Below are 20560 nucleotides of genomic sequence, written 5' to 3'. Positions count from 1 at the left end.
TCCCCGCCGGATCGTCCTTAAGCAAGCGCCGGATTGATCTGCTTGCAGGCATCGACGAGGCCCTGCACGGACGCCACCGACTTGTCGAACATGGCCTTCTCGTCGCCGGTGAACGCCACTTCGACGATCCGCTCGACGCCCTTGGCGCCGATGACGATCGGAACGCCCACATACATGTCCTTGATCCCATATTGGCCTGACAAGTGCGCGGCGCAGGGGAGCACGCGCTTCTTGTCATGGAGATAGCTCTCGGCCATCGCGATCGCGGAGGCGGCCGGCGCATAGAAGGCCGACCCGGTCTTGAGCAGGTTGACGATCTCGCCGCCGCCCTTGCGGGTGCGCTCGACCATGGCGTCGAGCTTCTCCTGCGTGGTCCAGCCCATCTTGATGAGGTCGGGAAGCGGAATGCCCGCGACCGTCGAGTAGCGCACCAGCGGCACCATCTCGTCGCCGTGGCCCCCGAGCACGAAGGCCGTCACATCCTTGACCGACACGTCGAATTCCTCGGCGAGGAAGTGGCGGAAACGGGCGGAATCGAGAACGCCTGCCATGCCGACGATCTTTTCGGGCTTGAGGCCCGAGAACTTCTGCAGCGCCCACACCATCGCGTCGAGCGGGTTGGTGATGCAGATCACGAAAGCGTCCGGCGCATGCTGCTTGATGCCGTTGCCGACCGCTTCCATGACCTTCAGGTTGATGCCGATCAGGTCGTCGCGGCTCATGCCCGGCTTGCGCGGCACGCCCGCGGTCACGATGATCACGTCGGCGCCGGCGATGTCGGCGTAGTCGTTGGCGCCCTTGTACTTCGCGTCGAACCCATCGACCGGAGCCGATTCCGCGATGTCGAGACCTTTGCCCTGCGGAACCCCTTCGGCGATGTCGAACAGAACGACGTCGCCGAGTTCCTTCAAGCCGACCAGATGGGCGAGCGTTCCGCCGATCTGGCCAGCGCCGATGAGCGCGATCTTGTGACGGGCCATGGGATGTCCTTGAGTTGAAGAGGCGCAGCGCCTTTTGAAAAGAGTGCCGCTGTGTGACTCAGAAATGGGTCCGCTTCAAGCCAGCAAAAGGTTAATCCGTAACGCTTTGCGGCGAATTGCGAAGATGGCGGGCGAGGAGTTTTGAAATAAAGTTGGGATGTCAGCGACTTACAGGGACGACGGCGCGAGGTCGCCGGGGGTTACATTTTCCAAAATTTGTCATTTCTTAAACGTAGCCTTTGGCCAGCGCTCGCAGAACAACGCGGATGAGGGCCGCCATCCGCTGGTCCGCAAGGTCATCCGGCATCTCCCCATCCAGCCGGATCGAGACCGGGTTGATGAAACGGAACGTGACGTCTGTGATCAACAACAACGCGCGGTCGCGGTCGCGCGGATCGAACTTGCCGGTGACCGTCCCTTCGTCGAGAACGCGCTCGGTGAGTTGGCGCATCCGCGCCCGGTGCCGGCGCACGATCGCCCGGCGGGTCTGCGTCGCGGCGCAATAGACGTCGAACAGATGCGGGTCATCCCGCAGGAGATCGCGGTGCGTGCGGGCCCAGGCCTGCAGCAGGCGCTCGAGCTTGTCGTCGGCCGGATCCGGCGCATCGGCGATCGCCGCGATCAGGGTCTCGACCCGTTTCAGCCATTGCCCGGCAACCGCGTCGATCAGCGCCGCCTTGGAGGCGAAATAGCGATAGACATTGGCATGGGTCATGCCCGCCGCGTCTGCGATCCCTACGACCGTGACCTGCGCGGCGCCGAATTGCTTGAGATGTTGCCCGGCGAGCGCCAGCAGACGTTCGTCCGGCGGATTCGACGGATCGGGCAGCCGCTCGGGGGAGCCGCCGCGCGGCCGCTTCATGTCTCAACCAGGCCGGCGGACTGGCCGGAGCCTGTCGAATCCGGCTTTCCGTGCGGAAGCGCCAGATAAGCCTCCGAACGCATCTCGATGAGCCGCGACGCCGTCCTGTCGAATTCAAAGGCCTCCCGTCCGCTATCGGCACGGTAGAGATCGGGCGCGTCGGCATCCGCCGAGGCCAGGAGTTTGACGCGGGCATCGTAGAGCGCGTCGATGAGCGTGATGAAGCGTTTGGCCTCATTGCGCCGGTCGAAGGACAATTGCGGGATATTCTCCACGATGACCGTGTGGAACCGCTCGGCGATGGCGAGATAGTCCGACGCCCCGAGAGGCTTCGAGCAGAGATCACTGAACGTGAATCGCGCCACGCCGCCCGCGGCCTCCGGGACGTCCACGGGATGGCCCCGCACCGTGAGCGTCATCGGCACCCCCTGGCTTTTGCCGGAGATGTTGCGGAAAGCCTGGCTCAAGGCCGCGTGGGCGGTGGCATCCGCCGGGGTGTGGAAGACAAGACCGCCGGCGAGCTTCTCGAGGCGAAAATCCGCCCGCGCGTCCAGCCGCATGACGGCCATGCGCTCCTGCAGGAGAGCGATGAAGGGGAGGAACAGGGAACGGTTGAGGCCGCCCTCGTAGAGCCGTTCAGGTTCAACGTTGGATGTCGCCACAACGACGACGCCCTGGGCAAAAAGGGCCGTGAACAGGCGCCCCAGGATCATCGCATCGGCGATGTCCGTGACGGTGAATTCATCGAAGCACAAGACCCAGGATTCAGCCGAAAGGTCCACCGCGACCGGCCCGATCGGATCGTCGCCCTTGACCTCGCCGGCCTTCAGCTTCGTGCGCCAGGCATGGATGCGCTCGTGCACATCGGCCATGAACGCATGGAAATGGACCCGGCGCTTGCGCTGCACGGGAAGCGCCTCGAAGAACAGGTCCATCAGCATGGTCTTGCCGCGACCAACCGAGCCCCACACGTAAAGTCCCCGTGGGGGCGATGGGTTACGTTGCCCGAAGAGCCACCCGAGAGCGCTGGTCTTTCGCGCCAAGCGGTAGCCCGCCAGCCCCTCGGCCAGCGTCTCGAGATGCCGCAACAGGATGACCTGCGACGGATCGCGCTCGATTGCGCCTTCGCGCACGAGGGCGTCGTAGCGGGAGGTCACGGATTGGGGGGAAGACATGGGAGGCCGGGTCACAACCGACCGATTACCTTATCCGCGCGTCCGAGCGCAAACCCTTATCGCGACAGCGACAGGGGCGCTCCCGACTTGGCGATGGCGCCGCTCAGGGCACCCGACGAGCCGCGCAGACGCGCCGCGACCGAACCGCCCTGCTGGTAGAGGTAGACTTCGCCGTCGCGGAAGTCCCAGGCATTGATCTTGGACAGGTCCTGGTTCGCGCAACCGGACGCGGAAGCGCGGTAGAGATCAAGCGCCGGCGAACTCGAGAGCTGGATCCGGCACGACCCGCCCGACGCATCCTTGGCGGTCCAGTTTCCGACCATCGCGGTGCGATTGCCGGCAGGGGCCGGTGCAGGCGTCGGAGCGACCGGGGCGATGACGGGTGGCAAGGTCGGCGGCAAGGACGCCATGTCTGTCGGAGCCGCGCCCGGGGCCGGGGCCGGCATCAACGGCGGTGGTGGAGCGCTGCCCCCGACGGGTCCAAGCGGCCGGGATTCGATCGGCGCCAACGGCGCTGAACTGACCGACGACGAGGGGACGGCTTCGATGGGCTGCTCCATTGTCATCGTGGGCGCGGCGTTGGCTGAGCGGATCGGCTGTCCGCCATATCCACCGACACGCGCCGACGAGCACGCGCCGAGCGCGAGAATGGCACAAAGCGCTGCGGCGGTTCGAAGGGTGTGACGGCTCATCGTTACCTCGGTGTGGTCCGGCGTCGGGAATGGCAGCATCTCAGGCTAAGTCAAGCTGAGCCGGTCTCCAAGAAGCCTGACAGCAGCAATTTGTTCCGGCGTGGCGGATCCGCCCGCTTGAATGGTGCGCTCGGCCAAGGCACGAAAATCCCGGCGCTGGTCTTTGTCGAGACCCTCTCGCCAGAGCTTTGAAAACCTCAGGGAGAGCATGTCCGCGTCGCTCGCATGGCCCGCAACCCATTGGGCGAAAATGAACGTTTCGTCGACGGTCTGCAATCCCATCACGTCGCGCATGGCTGACTTGATCGTGCTGTCCGAGGGAGCGGCCGATAGCGGGGCCAATGCTCCAAGCTTGATGAGCATCGCAACCGCCGCCACCGCCGGGTCCTCCACAGCGGCCAAAGGGGAGCTCTCGGCTTTTCTGAGAAACTGCCTTCGACGGTACCGTCCACGAAGTCGCTGCGCGGAATCGACGATATCTGCCGCGGCCGCCCCGGCTTGGCGCAGGCGAACGAGCCAGAAAAGTCCCGCCCCCAACACGGCGACGAGGGCTATGACGACCGGCATCACGCTCTCCAGGATCGGCTTCAATCCCAGAGAGATATAATATTACAACGACAATTCCTAGGGCGCCCGCCGGACTAGACGGCGCGCTCCACCATCATCTTCTTGATTTCGGCGATCGCCTTGGCGGGGTTGAGACCCTTGGGACAGGTATTGGCGCAGTTCATGATCGTGTGGCAGCGATAGAGGCGGAAGGGATCGTGAAGGTTGTCGAGGCGACCGCCTGTGCCCTCATCACGGCTGTCGATGAGCCAGCGATAGGCCTGCAGCAGCGCCGCCGGACCAAGGAAGCGGTCGCCGTTCCACCAGTAGCTGGGGCACGACGTGGTGCAGCAGGCGCACAGGATGCACTCGTAGAGCCCATCGAGCTTGGAGCGCTCCTCCGGCGTCTGGCGCCATTCCTTTTCGGGCTCTGGCGTTTCGGTCTGGAGCCAGGGCTCGATGGAAGCGTGCTGGGCAAAGAAAGTGGTCAGGTCCGGCACCAGGTCCTTCAGCACGGGCATATGCGGCAGCGGATAGATCTTGACGCTGTCGGCCTTGCAATCGTCGATGCCGAGGGTGCAGGCGAGCGTGTTCTCGCCCATGATGTTCATGGCGCAGGAGCCGCAAATGCCCTCGCGACAGGAGCGGCGGAAGGTCAGGGTCGGGTCGACGTTGTTCTTGATCCAGATCAGCGCATCGAGAACCATCGGGCCGCAATCGTCACGGTCGACGTAATAGGTGTCGATCTTGGGGTTGGCGCCGTCATCCGGGTTCCAGCGGTAGATGCGGAATTCCTGCACGCGGTTGGAGTTGGCCGGCTTTGGCCACGACGTTCCTTCGGTGTAGCGGGAATTCTTGGGGAGTTGGAACTGAGCCATATCTATCCTCTTGTCGTCTCGCCCGGCTGACGGCCGACGCTCAATACACGCGCGCCTTCGGCTCGATATACTGGATCTCGTTCGACATCGTGTAGGTGTGGACCGGCCGGTAATCGATCGCCGCCTTGTGCGAGTGATCGTCGAGCCAAGCCAGGGTGTGCTTCATCCACGTCTTGTCATCGCGATCCGGGAAGTCTTCGCGCGCATGGGCGCCGCGCGATTCCTGACGGTTCAGCGCGCCCTCCATGGTCACGACGGCCTGCTCGATCAGGTTGTCGAATTCGAGGGTCTCGATGAGATCGGTGTTCCAGATCAGCGAGCGGTCGGTGACCTTGATGTCGCTCGTGCCGCTCCAGACCTTGTGGATGAGTTGCTGGCCTTCCGCCAACACGTCGCCTGTGCGAAACACCGCGCAATTGTTCTGCATGGTCTTCTGCATCTCGAGGCGCAGTTCGGCGGTCGGCGTGCCGCCATTGGCGAAACGGAACCGGTCGAGCCGCGAGAGGGCCAGCGCATCGGCCGTCTTGGGCAGGTCGGCGTGCTTGTCGTCCGGCGTGAGGATTTCGGCGCAGCGCAGGCCCGCCGCCCGTCCGAACACCACAAGGTCGATCAGCGAATTGGAGCCGAGGCGGTTGGCGCCGTGAACGGACACGCAGGCGGCTTCGCCCAGCGCCATCAGGCCGGGCACCACCGTGTCCGGGTTGCCGTTCTTCAGGGTCAGCACTTCGCCGTGATAATTCGTCGGAATTCCGCCCATGTTGTAATGGACCGTCGGCAGGACCGGGATCGGCTCCTTGGTGACATCGACGCCCGCGAAGATCTTGGCGCTTTCCGAAATGCCCGGCAGGCGCTCGTGCAGGATCTTGGGATCGAGGTGATCGAGGTGCAGGTAGATGTGGTCCTTGTTGCGGCCCACGCCGCGCCCGGCGCGGATTTCCATGGTCATCGCGCGCGAGACGACGTCACGCGAGGCGAGGTCCTTGGCGGACGGCGCGTAGCGCTCCATGAAGCGCTCGCCCTCCGAGTTCGTCACATAGCCGCCCTCGCCGCGAGCGCCCTCGGTGATAAGGCAGCCTGCGCCGTAGATGCCGGTCGGATGGAACTGCACGAACTCCATGTCCTGCAGCGGCAGGCCGGCCCGCAGCACCATCGCGTTGCCGTCGCCCGTGCAGGTATGCGCGGACGTCGCGGAGAAATACGCCCGGCCGTAGCCGCCGGTGGCCAGGATGGTCATCTTGGCACGGAAGCGGTGGATCTCGCCGGTCGTCATGTCGAGCGCCACGACGCCGATGCAGCGGCCCTCGCTGTCCATCATCAGGTCGAGGGCGAAATACTCGATGAAGAAATTCGTGTGGTTGCGGACCGCCTGCCCGTAGAGGGTGTGGAGGATCGCATGGCCCGTGCGGTCGGCCGCCGCGCAGGTGCGCTGAGCCGTGCCCTTGCCGTAGTCGGTGGTCATGCCGCCGAAGGGCCGCTGGTAGATTTTACCCTCGTCGGTGCGCGAGAAGGGCACGCCCCAATGCTCGAGCTCATAAACCGCGTCAGGCGCATTGCGGCAGAGATATTCGATGGAATCCTGATCACCCAGCCAGTCCGACCCCTTGACGGTGTCGTACATGTGCCAGCGCCAGTCGTCCGGGCCCATATTGCCGAGCGAGGCGGAAATGCCGCCCTGCGCCGCGACCGTGTGCGAGCGGGTCGGGAAGACCTTCGAGATGCAGGCCGTGCGAAGGCCAGCCTGCGAGCAGCCAACCGTGGCGCGCAAGCCTGCGCCGCCCGCCCCGATGACCACCACGTCGAAGGTGTGATCCACGATGGTATAGGCCTTGCCGTTCACGGCAGCGCCGTTCGTTCCTTGGGCCATGTGAGAAGCTCCTTAAACCAGGATCCGGCCGAGGCTGACCTTGAGGATCGCGTAGAGGCAGGCGATCGCGATGATGGCCGCATAGAAATTGTTCGCCAGCAGCGCCGCGAGGCGCAGGCCGGTCGCGTGGACGTAATCCTCGATGATGACCTGCATGCCGAGGCGCATGTGCAGGCACACCGACACCACCGCGAGCGCCAGGATGATGGCGACGAGCGGATGGGAGATGATCGCGATCGCACGGGGATAGGGCGAGCCCGCGAGAGCCGCCACAATGATCACGAACGAGATGATGAGGGGGATGTTGGCGATCGCCGTCACCCGTTGCAGCCACCAATGCTCGACCCCGTGGCCCGATGGGCCCAGGCCCTGCACGCGGGCGAACGGAGTGCGCATGGACACGCGTTTTTCGGCCATGTTTGTCTCCTCAGAACAGCAGGAAGGCGACCACCCAGATGGCGACCGTCAGGGCGATCGACGCGATCAGGGTGAAGCGGGCCATGGCCATGCGGGTGCCGGGTTCCATGCCGGTGCCGGTATCCCAGACCAGATGGCGCACGCCGCCAAGCATGTGGTGCAGGAGCACCCAGGTGTAGACAAACAGGATCAGCAGACCCACCGGCGAACCGAAGAACCATTGCACGGCATCGAACGCCCGCGGGCCGGACGCCAGCGCCACGAGCCAGATCGCGACCAGCGCGATGCCGAAATAGAGTCCGGTCCCGGTCACGCGGTGGAACACCGACATGGCCATCGTCCAGGTCCAGCGATAGACTTGCAGATGCGGCGACAGCGGTCGCGCCGTCACCTTTGCCTCAGCCATGGAATCCACTCCTGATCGCGCAGTTTGGAAGGTTTCGTATCTGAACCGCTGCCGTATCGCAATGTGCGTTCGGGCATCAGGGATGACAGAATCTAAACTTCGTGAGACGCGAAGTCTGGACTATCCTCGGCAGAGGGGCAATTTGTAATAATTCTTATCTGCCTTCGCCAATCACGAAGGAACCCGATGGTGTTCGACCTGATCGATCTCAGTCTCTACCGCCATGTGGTGGAGGCCGGCAGCATCACCCGCGGGGCGGAGCGTGCCAATCTGGCACTGGCGGCCGCCAGCACGCGGATCCGCAACATGGAGAAGTCACTCGGCACGCCCCTCCTGCTGCGGGGACGGCAGGGAGTCGAGACGACGCCTGCCGGGCGCACGCTGCTCCAGCATGCCCGGATCCTTCTCTCTCAGGCGGAGCGCCTGCGGGAGGATCTCGGCACCTATACGGGCGGCCTGACGGGGCAGATCCGCATCCTGTCGAACACCAATGCGCTGACCGAGTTTCTTCCTGAGGCTCTGGGCACGTTTCTCACGGCCCACCCGCAGGTCAGCATCGACCTGGAGGAGCGCCTGAGCGACGAGATCGTCGGGCTGATCGCCGGCGGCGTCGGCGATATCGGAATTGTGGCCGGCACGGTGGATACCGGCAGGCTTCAGACCTACCCGTTCCGCAGCGACCGGTTCGTCCTCGTGCTGCCCGGCCACCATCCGCTCGCTGCCACCCGCGAGATCGCCTTCGCCGAGGTGCTGAACCACGATTTCGTCGGTCTAGACCGGGCGAGCGCCCTGCAACGGTTTCTCGCCGACAAGGCGAGCCGCATCGGCCAGCCGCTTCGCCTCAGGGTGCAGCTGCGCAGCTTCGATGCGGTCTGCCGCATGGTGGAGGCGGGTGTCGGGCTCGGCATCGTGCCGGAGACCACGGCCCAGCGAGCCTCGCGCACGATGGCCATCGCCACCATCGGCCTTGCGGATACGTGGGCGACGCGCGACCTCACCCTGTGCGTGCGGGCGCTCGCCGATCTGCCGCCCTCGGCCCTGCGGCTCGTCGAGCATCTGCGCCGCAACCCCTAGGACTCACGCGGCGTCGAGGGCCGGCATGGGCAGGCCCCGCCGCTGGCAGGCGGCCTGCAGAGTGTTGCGCAGCAGGCAGGCGATGGTCATCGGCCCCACCCCGCCGGGCACCGGGGTGATGGCCCCCGCGACAGCGGCTGCTTCCGCAAAGGCGACATCGCCCACCACCCGGGTCTTGCCCTCCCCGGCCTGCGGGTTGGGCACGCGGTTGATGCCCACATCGATGACGATGGCGCCGGGCTTGATCCAATCGCCCCGCACCATGTCGGGCCGCCCGACCGCCGCCACCAGAATGTCCGCCCGCCGGCACACGGCCTCGAGATCGCGGGTGCGCGAATGGGCGACCGTGACCGTGCAGCTCTGCCCGAGCAGCAGTTGCGCCATCGGCTTGCCGACAATGTTCGACCGTCCGATCACCACCGCGTCGAGGCCGGCAAGGTCGGGGCGGACCGACCGGATGAGCAGCAGGCAGCCGAGCGGCGTGCAGGACACGAAGCCCGGAACGCCGGTCATCAGGCGTCCCGCATTGATCGGATGAAACCCGTCCACGTCCTTTCCCGGGTCGATCGCCTCGATGACCTTCTGGGAATCGATCTGGGCCGGCAGGGGCAATTGCACCAGAATGCCGTCGACGGCCGGATCGGCATTGAGACGGGCGACCAGCGCCAGCACCTCGGCCTCGCTGGCGGTGGCGGGCAGCAGGTGCTCGAAGGATTCCATGCCCACCTCGACGGTCTGGCGGGCCTTGTTGCGCACGTAGATCTGGCTTGCCGGATCAGACCCGGCGAGCACGACCGCAAGCCCCGGCACCACGCCGTCACGGGAGAGGTCCGCAACCGCCCCGGCAACCCGGCCGCGCAGGCCCGCCGCATAGGCTTTTCCGTCGATGATCGTGGCGCTCATGATGTGGCTCCCCTCAAGCCGGCGAGGCGGGAGATCAGATCCTCCGGGTCGCCGTCCAGCACGAATGTCTTTTGGCGCGCGGTCGCGCCCGCTTCAAGCCGCACGGAAGAGGCCGGCAGGCCGATTGCCTTGGCAAGAAGCCGTCTCACCGCCTCGGTGGCCTTGCCATCTTCCGGCACCGCCCGGACCCGGATCTTGAGCACCGCCTGCCCGTCGGACAGCGTCTCAATCCCGTCCACCGCATCCCGCCCGCCGCGCGGCGTCACCCGCACCCGCACCGAAACGCCGCGAGGATGGGGACGCCACGGCATGGAGACCCCTAGAAGGCGATCGGCAGGAGATAGTCCTGGATCAGCTTCTGGATGAAGATGATGAGAAGGATCAGGATCACCGGCGAAATATCGACCCCGCCGAGATTGGGCAGGATATTGCGGATCGGCCGAAGGGCCGGCTGGGTGACCGCATCGAGAAAGGTCAGGATCTGGCGGACCAGCTCATTGCGGGTATTGACCACGTTGAACGCCACCAGCCAGCTCAGAATCGCCGAGGCGACGATGAGATAGACATAGAGCTGGAGGGCCATCAGGATGATTTCGAGCAGCGCGCGCATGGGGATCCCGGAGATCTCGTCGGAGGAAGACGTTGCTCATGTAGCCTCCCTGGCCCGCCCCCACAACCCGACAGCGCAAGAGGGCTCCATTTGCCGAGGGACAGACGCCCCCGCCCTCCCCTTTCGTCCCGATTGACAGCCCCGCGGCCCCAAGCCTAAAAGTTTCGCCGCCTGGACCACGCAACCGGCCGGGGCTGTAGCTCAGATGGGAGAGCGCTGCAATCGCACTGCAGAGGTCAGGGGTTCGATTCCCCTCAGCTCCACCACCGAGTCCCTTTGGATTGGCGGCAGGTTCCGGGTGCGTAGAAACCCACGACATTTCCGTCGGTTAGCCGGGCGATATCGGGTCTGCGAAGCCTGTATTGGCTCTTGCGCGGCGCTTTTCGAGAACGCGCGACGGTCAGTCTGCATGGGCGGAATTCCGTTTCCCGGAATGCTCCCACGACAGGCGGCTCACTCTCACGCCACCGACGCCCCAATGGGGTGATTGATGGAATCGTACCCTTCGGTGGGCGCTGGATCTCGCTGTGGGATATGCCGAGCGACCTGCGTTGCCCGGCCCAGGACTGCGGCAGGTCCATCAGTCGGGTCGCGCCAACGCCCTGCGGCTGTCGAGCTGCTTTGTGGCGAAGGCGCATCACGCACTATCAAAGCTGCTGGCGTCACTGGTCTCCAGAATGCGATAGACCGAGCCTCGTGCAGGATTTGATCGATCAAGCGCCACGATGTCGGAGCGTTTGCGCAAGCCGTCATGGCCGCCCGTGTCGGATGCTCCATCCATCCGATATCAGCCGTGAGCTCAGTCAGGCTTGCCCCCTCCACCTTCTGCAGCAGGCCGATGACAGTCGACAATTACTGCCTGTCCGCGGCCTGGCTTTCTCGAACAGCATAACATGCGGTTGGGAATCCGTTGCCTCCCCGCCCTCCTCCGCAATAGTCCTCACACCTGCCGCACTCAGCTTCAAAGCATCAATCCGACCGTCATCATCAAGCCGCCACGCGGGCATGTCGGCCCTTGCCCTGAGCTTGCGCACCCGTCCCAACGCCATCAGCTTCTGCGCAACCTGCTTGAAGGCAGCACCCTCGAGTTCGTTTGACACAACAAGGCAGCGGTCGCTCCGCTCGTACGCTCCGGAGGATCAAATCCTGTGTGCCACTAAAGGTGATGGTCATGACGATCCGCCTGGAGCACCCGACAATCCGGGCCTCTCACCAGGCAAAGCCCCGGATCGTTTGAACGATCAGGGGCAGGTCATGCGTGCGGACCAGCCGCTCCCCATAGCAATGCTGGGTTCAGACACGAAGGCCAGTCATTTGTGCAGAGAAAGCGGGCAATGCAGGAAAGCTTGCCGTGTCGCCAACTAAATCGGCATCAGAAACCGCACACCAAGCATCTCATGTGCGATTCATCCGATTTGATCCGCCTTGCCCACCTGAGCTGACAAGAAGAAAATGAATTAGCTCGTGGGGGTCGGCCAGAGACTGGGGATGACGACACGAGCTGACCCCTTCGCATTATGGTTGTCGCATACACTCCCACGTATATTCCGGCGGGAAGAAGTCGTGCGCGCCCTCTGACAAGGCCCCGTGGTCGAGATCTTTCTGAGTGAGCTTTTCGTCGTATCCTCCGGACCATCCGACAAGCTCGTGCTTCCAGATCAGACGAATAAGGGCGTCATAATTATTGCTGTCTTTCCATAGGCGCCGGAGAAAGGTTTTTCCTTTTGCAGAATTGGCTGAAAACCAGATGCCCGCCGTCGTTGCGCTTTTCGGCGGCCCTTTTCCGTGCAGCGCCTGAAAGGCCGAAGCGCTTGAATATACTGAACCGCGCGCCGGCAATGTCGAGATCAGGCTATTCAACTCTGCAAGATAGGCCGGATCGATGTCGTTCGAAGCGACTGTGCCGTCGTGGAGCCCAGCGGCGAGAATGCGAAGATGCGTCAGCGCCTGGTATTCCCTTGAACCGAACAGCGTGATGAGCTCGTCGAAGCGCAAACCCAGCTTGCCTAGGATAGCGGGGCCGCTCGGCGACCCAGCACCTGACGCTGCATAGCAGGCGATGCGCGCCATACTGGCGCTCTGCCTGACTTTCGCTATCGCCGCAGCAATTCGCTGTTCTGGATAGAGACAGTCGAACAGGAACGCCCCGCGCAGCCGCCTCAGGTCGACAAGATCGTTGCGGATCGTGTCCGACCATCCCAAGTAGCCGGTGCTGAAGCCGATCATCCTGTCGACGACGAAATCGACAGAATACTTCGGAAAGGCGCGATCCAGCAGATGGCGTATCTGAGACATGGTGATGCCGACGCCCCATGGATTGGCGCCCTTTGGCACGAAATCATACCGCGCTTCGACTCCCGGTACGTTGATAAACACGCAGTCCGGGCTATTGTCAGCGAAGAATCGCAGCCCATGCCGTGTCATCTCGGTGCCAGTGCCAAAGAAGAGGAGGATTTTAACCTCTAGATGCACACCAGCGGCGATCAGATTGTCGGCTTTTTGGCGTGTCGCCGGCGGCACATAAAGCGCAATTCCGTGGTCGTAATTCTTTACCTGTGCTGGGACGTTGGCAGGGAACGGTAGTCCCTTCTTTTGTGCCAACGGATTAAAGTGACTCGCCTCGACCGTATCCATGAGCACGATAAGATGCTTGTCGCCGGGATAGAGCTGCTTCTGGGCGGCACCTGCAAGCGAAGTTGGCTTCGGCGTACCCGATGTATCGTCAAAGAGGTGTGCATGCTTGTTGAGAAAACACCCTTTGAAGTCGCCACCCGTTATGACCGGTCCATCCTCCTCCTTATGATACGACAGGAAACCCAGCCCAGCACCACCGCGTGAACGCATAGGTAAACGCCGTCAGGCTGGGTCGGCAATGGGCGGCATTTGTCGCCCAGAGATGGGATCGTATCTTACCGGCACCGGCACCACCTGGTCGGTCGGCAGGATCTCGACCCATTGGTCGAAGACCTCGAAAGCGCCGCCGTCACCGGAGACGCGAAATCCTCCCTCGAGCGGGTAAAAGCCATGTTCGTAGACCTTGTCAACCGGAGTGGCCGAAACCCGGTTATCGTCGTTGATTTCCTCGACCGGAACATTTGCGTCGCGGTGCTTCTGCGAAACGACGTCGCATAGATGGTTGATGGCGTCGCGCACAGTGACTGTCGAGCCGGTGTGCGGGATGTGATCTATTCCGCCTTCCAAGGGCATGTAGTCCTTTTCGAGACCTTCCGATCCCTCGACATCGAGGCCTTCCAGCCAACTTATGGCAGCGCGTTCCATACCCGGACGGATCGGAATGACAGCTTTGACCCAGGGCGCGTTGAGGAATGCATTGCGCAGGTTGTCTCCATCGAGCTGGAGCAACCAGCCTAACGAACTGCCAAGCTTGGCCGGCGCCGATTCTTCAGTGATGTAATAATTGTCAGCTCTGTTTTCACCACCCCAGCCCACCGTATCGCGGTTTGAAATTGCGCTGGCACGCGGTCTCCTTACTTTCACGGACGTACCAGCTACTATTTTCGCGGCAGCGGCAGCGGTAACGGTTCCGTGCACAGTGGATGATGCGATGTTCACTGTTTCCAGCGCTGTCTCACGCCGCTCTTCATCGCCGGGAACGCCACCCAGCGCCTGATCCGACCGGTGGAGCCGGGGTCGCCACCATTCCGGCGCGACGAAGTAGAGCATTTTATCAATATCGAAGATAGTGTTGAGCAGTTCTGCCACCACATGATGAGTCCGAGCGTCGGGATCTCTGAGATTTGGAGACAACATGTCCTGGATGAGTTTGCGATAGACGACGATCCGCTCCTCCTCTCTGAGGTCGTTGAACGGTCTTGGCTCGATGCGGCTCATCACCTTGATGCGTTCGCGAGCCGCGTCGACGAAGGCCTTCTCGAACTCCAGCTTCGACTTCTCGCTGAACTTATCGGTCTTCGTCTTGTTTTTGGCATCGATGTCCGTCTTTGTCGCCTCAGTCGGTTCCCATTTGACGACCGCCTGGATGCGGATGGGCGAGTTGCCGCGGAAATTAATGTGTCTCAGATAAATGCCGAATTTGTAGAATCCGTCGACATCGGCGCCTCCGTCAATCTCGCTAGCCTCGACCAGCACATCGTTCCCTAAATAGTCGAAAGACAGTTGGCTATATCGATAACCTGCCTGTCCAGCGACCGCTGTGAATGGGCTGAAATAAGCCTGAATGCGCTCGATATCGCCCTCGTTTGTATCGTGGTCCGCCTCTTTGCCATTCTTGTAGCTCTCGTCCAGATCGCCTCTGTCACCGGAGGTCTGGACGAAGGGGATATCGATATCGAGCCGGGTCTCAAGCATTGTGGGGTAAGGTATCGCCTCCGGAGGGGGCACCGTTCCCACCTCAGGACCCTTGGCGAGGTGCACAAGCTGCGCGATGCCGAGTTGACGGCCCGGATCGTCCACATAGGTCTGCCAGCACAGATATGTTCCAATATCCTGGATCTGGACGCCGACCTGGCGCATCTTGCGCCGCATCTCATAGTTGATGAGTTCGTCAGTCGTATTGCTGAGCAGGTAGCGCTTGCTCGACGTGTCTGTTGTCTCCGTAATTGTCTTGAAGGTTGACTTGAAGCTGTTGCGGATCTCGGTCGACAGCTTCTCAGTCTGCTGGCGCGACCGGCGGTGAGAATCTTCTCGTGCTTTGCTTTGGCTGGAGTTCAAGTCAATCGTGGCCGTGGCACTCGCACTGCCACCGACCCAGCCCTGATTGACAGTCGAACTCACGCCGAACTTAGTGTCCTGTTTGTTGTCTTGCTTGACCGCCTCGGAAATTTCATCTTCCTGCGTTACACTCTTCTCTGTCTTGGAGATCGTCTCGAACTCCGCTTCAGTCGTTCGCTCGACATAGGTTTTTCGAGTTTGAACTTCAATGAGTTCCACCTGGCTCCCTGGACTGAGCCACACATGACCGACAGGCGTACCGAGGAAGGTGTCGAGCTCGAAAAAATACTGCCTGAACAGATGGACAACGCCGATTGGTGAGAGACTTATGCGCTGGATGTCCTTGTTGGGATCGATCATGTCCATCGGATTTGAATAGTCGAACGCGCGAAACAAATCCGGCCGGATCGTTTTGGAGAACACCATATTCTTGAGGCGGTTGTACTGCTTTGTCTCCTTGAGATGGATCAGATAGGCGGCGGTCGTTGACTCCCGATCGAGTTGCTCGGCGATCTGCTCCGTCAGGGCCTGTTCTTCGTGACCATTGCGCTTCTGCTTGATGTTGTCCTTGTAGAAACCCATGACCTGTGGAGCGACGCGCTCATTGAGCAGCCTTTGGACGCGCGTCTCGTCGATCGCCTTGTCCCATTCGTCCGGAGTAGCATCGCGGTCGACGGGGAGGTCCGCAGTGATCTCGTCCACAATGAAACTGGCCGATGGCTTGCGTGTCTGACCGCCCAAGGGAGAGGGACCGAAATTTTTCAATTTCTCCACGAAACGCTTGTCGTTGAGTTCCAGCGCGAAGCTTCCCCTGAGTGAGCCTTTGATCATCTCGGAAAGACGACGCTGATCCGTTGTAAATCCCCTCGTGTAGCGGTCCTTGGTCCGCTTCGATTCCCAGCCGAGGAGGCCCTGATAGATACCGAAAATCTCGCTCGCGTAAGGTAGGACGCCCCTATAGGCGGACAGATCTCGAATCGCTCGCATCATTTCACCTCAGATATAGGAAAAGAACGAAGCACAGACGGAATTTACTTGCGGTCTGACTGTGGATCAAAGCAACCAGATAGGCAATTAGGAAAATGTTTCCTCGTCGACGTTCCTTTCCTTCCTGTCCTTTGATCGTAGGCAGAGTTTCAGGGACAGCGGTCCAAGGATGTCAGCATCAAGGGCGATCACCGTCTGTTCTTCCTCTAGGGTGTAGAAGATCTCGCCATTAAGCGGTTCGTCGCGGAGTTTCGAATTGAAGCTTTCGCAATAACCGTTTTCCCACGGGCTGCCGGGCTCGAAGTAGGCTGTCTTCGCCCCCACCGCGTTGATCCAGTCGCGAGCCGCTTTGGCGATGAACTCCGGGCCGTTGTCTGACCGAATATGGCCTGGGACACCCCGCAGGATGAACAGGTCCGAGAGCACATCGATGACATCAACAGAGTTCAGCTTTCGGATGGCCCGGATCGCGAGGCATTCGCGGGTGAACTCGTCGATCACGTTGAGCATGCGGAACCTGCGTCCATTGTGGGTGCGATCCTCGACGAAGTCGTAGGACCAGACATGGTTGGGATACGCGGGTCGCAGACGGATGCACGACCCTTCGTTGAGCCAGAGCCGTCCCTTCCTCGGCTGCTTCTACGGCACTTTCAGCCCCTCCTGTCGGAAGAACCGGTCGACCCGTTTGATGTTCACCATCCAACCCGCATGCCGCAGCAGGGCAGCAATGCGCCGATGGCCGCAACGGCCGTACTCAAGGGAAAGCGCGATGATGTCGGCAGTCAGCGGCGAGGATCATCTTGTCGAGCGTGAGGTCCGAGGCGGCGCGACGGAGCTTGGCGTTCTCCGCCTCAGGCTCCTTCAATCGCTTGACCTGATCACCCTTGAGCGCGCCATATTCCTGACGCCAGCGCTAGTATGTTACTTCCCTGACGCCAATCGACCGAACGGCTTGCGCACCACTTCAAAGGGGGCAGACGAGGACGGTCCCAAATATGGGGTGTTCCGGCACTCAGCTAAGCGCCTATACTGCCGATCGAACTCCATGGGAATTCGGGATGGCGATGCGACGTAGATTGATCAGCTCCGCCTCTTTGCTCATTTTTTTAATCGCAGCGACCACGCCAAGACCAATTATGGCACAGGGCGCAGGCGACCTCTCCACCTGTGCCGATGAGCGTGTCAAGACCAACGTCCTGCCGATGGCCGCGATGAGGGTGGCGGAAGCCGCATGCGGGCGCGTCCTGGCAGGTGGACCCAATGATGCCGACCGTCAGAAAGCTGCCTTCTATCGCAGCGTGATGCGCTTTCTTCAGGTCGTAACGAAAGGCGCTGCGAACATCCAGCAGCCCAATGGCTCGGTCGCCTATTCGCCACCGACCCTCGCGCAAGTGCGTGAGGCGCTCGAAGACATTGACACTGCGATCAGCATCGATGGTCCGCTGAAGGCGGAGGCCTTGTCATTTCGCGTCGCCATCAATCAGGTCATCGGTCGGACCTCGGAGGCAGCCGCCGATATCGGCCAGGCGATGCAGCAGCCACAGCAAAGTGCGTCGCCATACGTCCAGCGCGCGCTGCAACACGAGCGAGACGGCGACGTCAACGCGGCGCTTGCGGATCTCGACCGCGCACTGCAGATCGACCCCAAGACGGCCGCTGCACTTTATGCGCGTGGCGAACTCCTGCGTCGACTCGGCGTGCTGGACCGTGCCCGGGCTGATTTTGCTGCCACCATCGCGCTCGGCCCGCCGTTCCGTAGCCTGGCTCTGACCAGAAAATCCGAGCTCGAACTGCGTGCTGGTGATTTAAGGGCGGCCTATGACGACATCATCGCGGCCACGCGCGAGCCCAGCAACATGCCAAAGACCGAGGCCGCGGACGCTCGCGCCACGCTCCTGATCCAGGCGGCCAGTCTCGCTCTCGACAAGCTGAAAGAGCCCGACATCGCCGAGAAGCTCTTCGTTGATGCACAGAAGCTGACGCCGAAGCAGTGGGGCCCGGCACTAGGCCTCGCCCGCGTCGCGGAAAGCCGCGGTGACAAGCCTAAGGCGATCGCGATCTACAAGCGTATCATCGCGTCAACGAAAGCGACGCCTAATCTCTATGAGCGGCGCATGGCCGTCATCTTCCTCAAGATGCTCACCGAGCCATTGCTGCGCGAGACACAAGGGATATTCCGTGACGCCGCCGATCTCGGCGTCTATGGCGGCAAGGGCTCGCCGGATGGCCTCAAGCGCGTCGCCTTCATCATAGGCGAGAGTGACTATAGCGAACTCGCGAGCCTGCCCAACGCCCGCCGCGACGCGGCCGTGATGGCCAATGCGCTGGCCGAGCTAGGCTTCGACACCGTCGAGTTCGGCGAGAACCTCAAGAAGGGCGATCTGCGCAAGGTGCCTGCGATCATCGCCGAGAAGGCGGCGCTGGCTGATGTCGTGCTGGTGTTCTATGCCGGTCATGGCGTCGAAACGGGAGGCGCCAACTACCTCATCCCGGTCGATGCGGTGCCCGATAGCGACGAGCATCTCGCCAATGAGGCGCTGGCGCTCGCCGATCTTTCGGCCGCTGCGGGCAAGGCGAAGCGCGGGGCGCTCGTCATCGTCGATGCCTGCCGCGACGACCCCTTTGTCGAGGCCCGCGAGGTGGCCCGCTCGCGCAGCACCGGGGGCCGCACTGGCGCTGCCCTGCCTGCCCGACTGCATGCCGGCCTCGCACCCACTCCTGCGCCCGCACCCAACAGCGTCGTTTTCCACTCGACCCAAGCCGGACAGACCGCACTCGACGGCGCTGGCCTAGACAGCCCGTTCGTGCGCGCCTTTCTCGAGACCTTGTCGGCGCCCGGACGACAAATCGATGCCGTCGTCAGGGACACGACGGCGCGCGTGTCCGACCGCACCGAGGGCAAGCAGGTTCCGGCCGCCTATGGCACTGCGCCTGCAATCGCACTGCTGCCGCCGGCACCGAAACGCTGAGGGCTATTTCGGGGCGTCGACCGTCAGCGTGATCTGGCTGCGGCCGATACGGCCCTCCTTGTCAGTCGCCTCAATCTCGACGACATGCCTGCCCGGCGGAACCACGACGGATGGGGCATCGATCCCGTCTGCCGTGATGAATGCCTTCACGCGCGGCGTCAGGTCGATGGAGGGCTGGCGCTGATAGGTGATGCGCACACTGGCCGGATCGACCGGCACGCCGTTGCGTGGCTTGAACTTGACCGCGAACCGGAATGGCCCATCGAGCCCGATGGGCGGGGGCGCCAGGCGGTCGACGCCCGGTCCACGGGTGATGTTGCGCTCTGGCCCGCTTACCGCTCCCATAGGCGGGAGACGGGCCTCGTCAACGGTAATCAGCGGGATCGGCTCTGCGGCTCGTGCAGGCAGCAGGCTCAAGGCAGCCAGAACCGCAAGCAGGAAGAACGATATCGGGCGCGCGTGCATCATCGGGTCACTCCCAGAAGGCCGGCCGCTAGGCCGGTGATGGCGGATATCACGGTGCTGACGAGCAGGATCGTCAATTCAATCGCTTTAAGCGTATCCGTCGGCACCTTGCCGTTGACGGCGATGACGCTTTCGCGGAGGCGCGGCAGCGAGGTCAGGCCGCGCGCCGAGAGGGCGACCTGCGTCACGCGCAGCAGCATGCCGCAAAACAGCGAGGCGCTTATACTGAGCGCATAGAAAAACGTCTCGCGCCACGCGGTCGGGCCTTGTGGAATGATCGGCATCGAGTCTATCCAGCCAAGCAGCGCGTTCATGGCGCCGACTGAAACGACCGAAAACAGGATGGCGGCGCTGGTGTCGATCCATGTCAGGCGCGGGCGCCTGCCGAAATAGACCATACCCACAGCAAACGGGATCGCGATCGAAGCGAGCCGCAACACGGCGAGCGGCAGGTCAAGCCAGACCACGACCGTCCAATAGGCTGCCATCAACGTCATGAAACCTAGGGCGAACGCCCAGACGCGGCGGTGACCGACGGGCAGCGCGGCAGGTGCCGGCACCTCCACTATCGCTTCAACGTTGTCGACTGCCCCGGCCTGGAAAGCTGGCGCCGACAGCGCGCCAAGCGGCGCGGCCTGGTGTGTTTCTACCGCCGCGAGACGCGCCTCGAGGTTGTCGAGACGTCGCAGCAGCGGGAGGATCGGCGTGAGATCACGCCCGCAGCAACGGCAAGAAATAGCGCCGCCATTGATCACGGCATCGCAGTAGGGACAGGAGTACTGCTCTCGTAGCGGCCCTGAAGACAATTCGACGCTCAAAGACGCACATTCCGCTCAAGCAGTTATCAAAAAGAACCGTAACGTATCAAAACGGCGTTGTCACGGGAATGAGCGATTTGAGCTTGGCAGATTAGGTGGGGGCACGCAGCCCAATTCTATTACGCCCCGTCACCAGTTCCCGCCTGAGACTATCCGGCACGGCTCTATCTGCGCGTTCACCTTGCGCTACCGCGATGTCGGGGAGTTGCTGGCGGAGCGCGG

19 protein-coding genes, 1 tRNA gene and 1 pseudogene are annotated in these 20560 nt (G+C 62.5%); 3 read left to right on the top strand and 18 right to left on the bottom strand.

All coding sequences use genetic code 11. The features are described 5' to 3' along the window. Nucleotides 1-17: 17 nt before the first annotated feature. From mdh to sdhC, 9 genes are all read right to left on the bottom strand, one after another. Nucleotides 18-980 carry a malate dehydrogenase gene (gene mdh, locus J4G32_RS11975; protein WP_210493034.1) on the bottom strand — a complete coding sequence of 321 codons (963 nt, stop codon included), beginning with the start codon at nucleotides 978-980 and terminating at the stop codon, nucleotides 18-20. A gap of 226 nt (nucleotides 981-1206) precedes the next feature. Next, on the bottom strand, nucleotides 1207-1842 hold the full coding sequence (locus tag J4G32_RS11970) for a TetR/AcrR family transcriptional regulator (protein ID WP_210493026.1): 636 nt from the start codon (nucleotides 1840-1842) through the stop codon (nucleotides 1207-1209). Further along, nucleotides 1839-3017: a cell division protein ZapE gene (zapE, locus tag J4G32_RS11965; protein WP_210493022.1), complete on the bottom strand. Its 1179-nt coding sequence runs from the start codon at nucleotides 3015-3017 to the stop codon at nucleotides 1839-1841. Before zapE ends, J4G32_RS11970 begins: the two co-directional genes overlap by 4 nt. A gap of 56 nt (nucleotides 3018-3073) precedes the next feature. Beyond that, a complete protein-coding gene (locus J4G32_RS11960; RefSeq protein WP_210493021.1) occupies nucleotides 3074-3709 on the bottom strand; it encodes an AprI/Inh family metalloprotease inhibitor in 636 nt (211 codons plus the stop codon). A gap of 45 nt (nucleotides 3710-3754) precedes the next feature. Further along, nucleotides 3755-4276: a hypothetical protein gene (locus tag J4G32_RS11955; RefSeq protein ID WP_210493017.1), complete on the bottom strand. Its 522-nt coding sequence runs from the start codon at nucleotides 4274-4276 to the stop codon at nucleotides 3755-3757. 74 nt (nucleotides 4277-4350) lie between these two features. After that, nucleotides 4351-5133, bottom strand: coding sequence for a succinate dehydrogenase iron-sulfur subunit (locus J4G32_RS11950; protein WP_210493013.1), 783 nt, complete (start codon nucleotides 5131-5133; stop codon nucleotides 4351-4353). Nucleotides 5134-5173: 40 nt separating this feature from the next. Continuing rightward, nucleotides 5174-6997, bottom strand: coding sequence for a succinate dehydrogenase flavoprotein subunit (sdhA, locus tag J4G32_RS11945; protein ID WP_210493008.1), 1824 nt, complete (start codon nucleotides 6995-6997; stop codon nucleotides 5174-5176). Between the two features lie 12 nt (nucleotides 6998-7009). After that, nucleotides 7010-7414 (bottom strand): succinate dehydrogenase, hydrophobic membrane anchor protein, encoded by a 405-nt coding sequence (gene sdhD / locus J4G32_RS11940; protein ID WP_210493002.1) that lies wholly within the window; start codon nucleotides 7412-7414, stop codon nucleotides 7010-7012. Nucleotides 7415-7424: 10 nt separating this feature from the next. Continuing rightward, on the bottom strand, nucleotides 7425-7820 hold the full coding sequence (gene sdhC, locus J4G32_RS11935) for a succinate dehydrogenase, cytochrome b556 subunit (RefSeq protein ID WP_210492993.1): 396 nt from the start codon (nucleotides 7818-7820) through the stop codon (nucleotides 7425-7427). Nucleotides 7821-8006: 186 nt separating this feature from the next. Here sdhC and J4G32_RS11930 point away from each other — a divergent pair, with 186 nt between their 5' ends. Further along, complete coding sequence (locus J4G32_RS11930) at nucleotides 8007-8894, top strand: LysR family transcriptional regulator (RefSeq protein WP_210492987.1); 888 nt, start codon at nucleotides 8007-8009, stop codon at nucleotides 8892-8894. Between the two features lie 3 nt (nucleotides 8895-8897). Here the strand turns inward: J4G32_RS11930 and folD are convergent, their stop codons facing one another. The 3 genes from folD to J4G32_RS11915 are packed head-to-tail and all read right to left on the bottom strand — an operon-like array spanning nucleotide 8898 to nucleotide 10407. Beyond that, nucleotides 8898-9797 (bottom strand): bifunctional methylenetetrahydrofolate dehydrogenase/methenyltetrahydrofolate cyclohydrolase FolD, encoded by a 900-nt coding sequence (folD, locus tag J4G32_RS11925; protein ID WP_210492981.1) that lies wholly within the window; start codon nucleotides 9795-9797, stop codon nucleotides 8898-8900. Further along, nucleotides 9794-10108, bottom strand: coding sequence for a DUF167 family protein (locus J4G32_RS11920; protein WP_210492978.1), 315 nt, complete (start codon nucleotides 10106-10108; stop codon nucleotides 9794-9796). The genes folD and J4G32_RS11920 overlap by 4 nt, the downstream gene beginning before the upstream one ends. Before the next feature lie 8 nt (nucleotides 10109-10116). Further along, complete coding sequence (locus J4G32_RS11915) at nucleotides 10117-10407, bottom strand: YggT family protein (RefSeq protein ID WP_210492973.1); 291 nt, start codon at nucleotides 10405-10407, stop codon at nucleotides 10117-10119. A gap of 190 nt (nucleotides 10408-10597) precedes the next feature. Here J4G32_RS11915 and J4G32_RS11910 point away from each other — a divergent pair. Continuing rightward, a tRNA-Ala gene (locus tag J4G32_RS11910) sits at nucleotides 10598-10673 on the top strand. A gap of 193 nt (nucleotides 10674-10866) precedes the next feature. On the opposite strand, the gene J4G32_RS22185 is transcribed toward J4G32_RS11910, so the two are convergent. The 4 genes and pseudogenes from J4G32_RS22185 to J4G32_RS11890 all read right to left on the bottom strand — a co-directional run. After that, on the bottom strand, nucleotides 10867-11259 hold the full coding sequence (locus J4G32_RS22185; protein WP_210492971.1) for a DUF3489 domain-containing protein: 393 nt from the start codon (nucleotides 11257-11259) through the stop codon (nucleotides 10867-10869). A gap of 663 nt (nucleotides 11260-11922) precedes the next feature. After that, nucleotides 11923-13251 carry a hypothetical protein gene (locus tag J4G32_RS11900; protein ID WP_210492965.1) on the bottom strand — a complete coding sequence of 443 codons (1329 nt, stop codon included), beginning with the start codon at nucleotides 13249-13251 and terminating at the stop codon, nucleotides 11923-11925. A gap of 12 nt (nucleotides 13252-13263) precedes the next feature. Further along, the gene (locus tag J4G32_RS11895; RefSeq protein ID WP_210492962.1) at nucleotides 13264-16089 is read right to left on the bottom strand and encodes a hypothetical protein; all 2826 of its coding nucleotides are present in this window, start codon (nucleotides 16087-16089) and stop codon (nucleotides 13264-13266) included. Between the two features lie 183 nt (nucleotides 16090-16272). After that, a pseudogene (locus tag J4G32_RS11890) lies at nucleotides 16273-17044 on the bottom strand (IS3 family transposase); the annotation flags it as partial. 178 nt (nucleotides 17045-17222) lie between these two features. Between J4G32_RS11890 and J4G32_RS11885 the strand changes: the two are divergent. Next, nucleotides 17223-19055 carry a caspase family protein gene (locus tag J4G32_RS11885; protein ID WP_210492958.1) on the top strand — a complete coding sequence of 611 codons (1833 nt, stop codon included), beginning with the start codon at nucleotides 17223-17225 and terminating at the stop codon, nucleotides 19053-19055. Between the two features lie 3 nt (nucleotides 19056-19058). Here the strand turns inward: J4G32_RS11885 and J4G32_RS11880 are convergent, their stop codons facing one another. Then, entirely contained in the window at nucleotides 19059-19523 is a 465-nt protein-coding gene (locus J4G32_RS11880) for a hypothetical protein (protein WP_210492955.1), read from the bottom strand. Continuing rightward, nucleotides 19520-20338 carry a hypothetical protein gene (locus J4G32_RS11875; protein WP_210492953.1) on the bottom strand — a complete coding sequence of 273 codons (819 nt, stop codon included), beginning with the start codon at nucleotides 20336-20338 and terminating at the stop codon, nucleotides 19520-19522. Before J4G32_RS11875 ends, J4G32_RS11880 begins: the two co-directional genes overlap by 4 nt. Nucleotides 20339-20560 lie beyond the last annotated feature (222 nt).

Source organism: Microvirga antarctica (assembly GCF_017921815.1).
GTDB lineage: Bacteria > Pseudomonadota > Alphaproteobacteria > Rhizobiales > Beijerinckiaceae > Microvirga > Microvirga antarctica.
This window is presented reverse-complemented; position numbering and strand designations above follow the sequence as displayed.

Coding starts and splice junctions, on each gene's coding strand:
- J4G32_RS11950 (WP_210493013.1), bottom strand. CDS start 5,133: ATGGCTCAGTTCCAACTCCCCAAGAATTCCCGCTACACCGAAGGAACG.
- zapE (WP_210493022.1), bottom strand. CDS start 3,017: ATGTCTTCCCCCCAATCCGTGACCTCCCGCTACGACGCCCTCGTGCGC.
- sdhC (WP_210492993.1), bottom strand. CDS start 7,820: ATGGCTGAGGCAAAGGTGACGGCGCGACCGCTGTCGCCGCATCTGCAA.
- J4G32_RS11915 (WP_210492973.1), bottom strand. CDS start 10,407: ATGCGCGCGCTGCTCGAAATCATCCTGATGGCCCTCCAGCTCTATGTC.
- J4G32_RS11970 (WP_210493026.1), bottom strand. CDS start 1,842: ATGAAGCGGCCGCGCGGCGGCTCCCCCGAGCGGCTGCCCGATCCGTCG.
- sdhD (WP_210493002.1), bottom strand. CDS start 7,414: ATGGCCGAAAAACGCGTGTCCATGCGCACTCCGTTCGCCCGCGTGCAG.
- J4G32_RS11930 (WP_210492987.1), top strand. CDS start 8,007: ATGGTGTTCGACCTGATCGATCTCAGTCTCTACCGCCATGTGGTGGAG.
- folD (WP_210492981.1), bottom strand. CDS start 9,797: ATGAGCGCCACGATCATCGACGGAAAAGCCTATGCGGCGGGCCTGCGC.
- J4G32_RS11900 (WP_210492965.1), bottom strand. CDS start 13,251: ATGCGTTCACGCGGTGGTGCTGGGCTGGGTTTCCTGTCGTATCATAAG.
- J4G32_RS11960 (WP_210493021.1), bottom strand. CDS start 3,709: ATGAGCCGTCACACCCTTCGAACCGCCGCAGCGCTTTGTGCCATTCTC.
- J4G32_RS11895 (WP_210492962.1), bottom strand. CDS start 16,089: ATGATGCGAGCGATTCGAGATCTGTCCGCCTATAGGGGCGTCCTACCT.
- J4G32_RS11880 (WP_210492955.1), bottom strand. CDS start 19,523: ATGATGCACGCGCGCCCGATATCGTTCTTCCTGCTTGCGGTTCTGGCT.
- mdh (WP_210493034.1), bottom strand. CDS start 980: ATGGCCCGTCACAAGATCGCGCTCATCGGCGCTGGCCAGATCGGCGGA.
- J4G32_RS11885 (WP_210492958.1), top strand. CDS start 17,223: ATGGCACAGGGCGCAGGCGACCTCTCCACCTGTGCCGATGAGCGTGTC.
- J4G32_RS11920 (WP_210492978.1), bottom strand. CDS start 10,108: ATGCCGTGGCGTCCCCATCCTCGCGGCGTTTCGGTGCGGGTGCGGGTG.
- J4G32_RS11955 (WP_210493017.1), bottom strand. CDS start 4,276: ATGCCGGTCGTCATAGCCCTCGTCGCCGTGTTGGGGGCGGGACTTTTC.
- sdhA (WP_210493008.1), bottom strand. CDS start 6,997: ATGGCCCAAGGAACGAACGGCGCTGCCGTGAACGGCAAGGCCTATACC.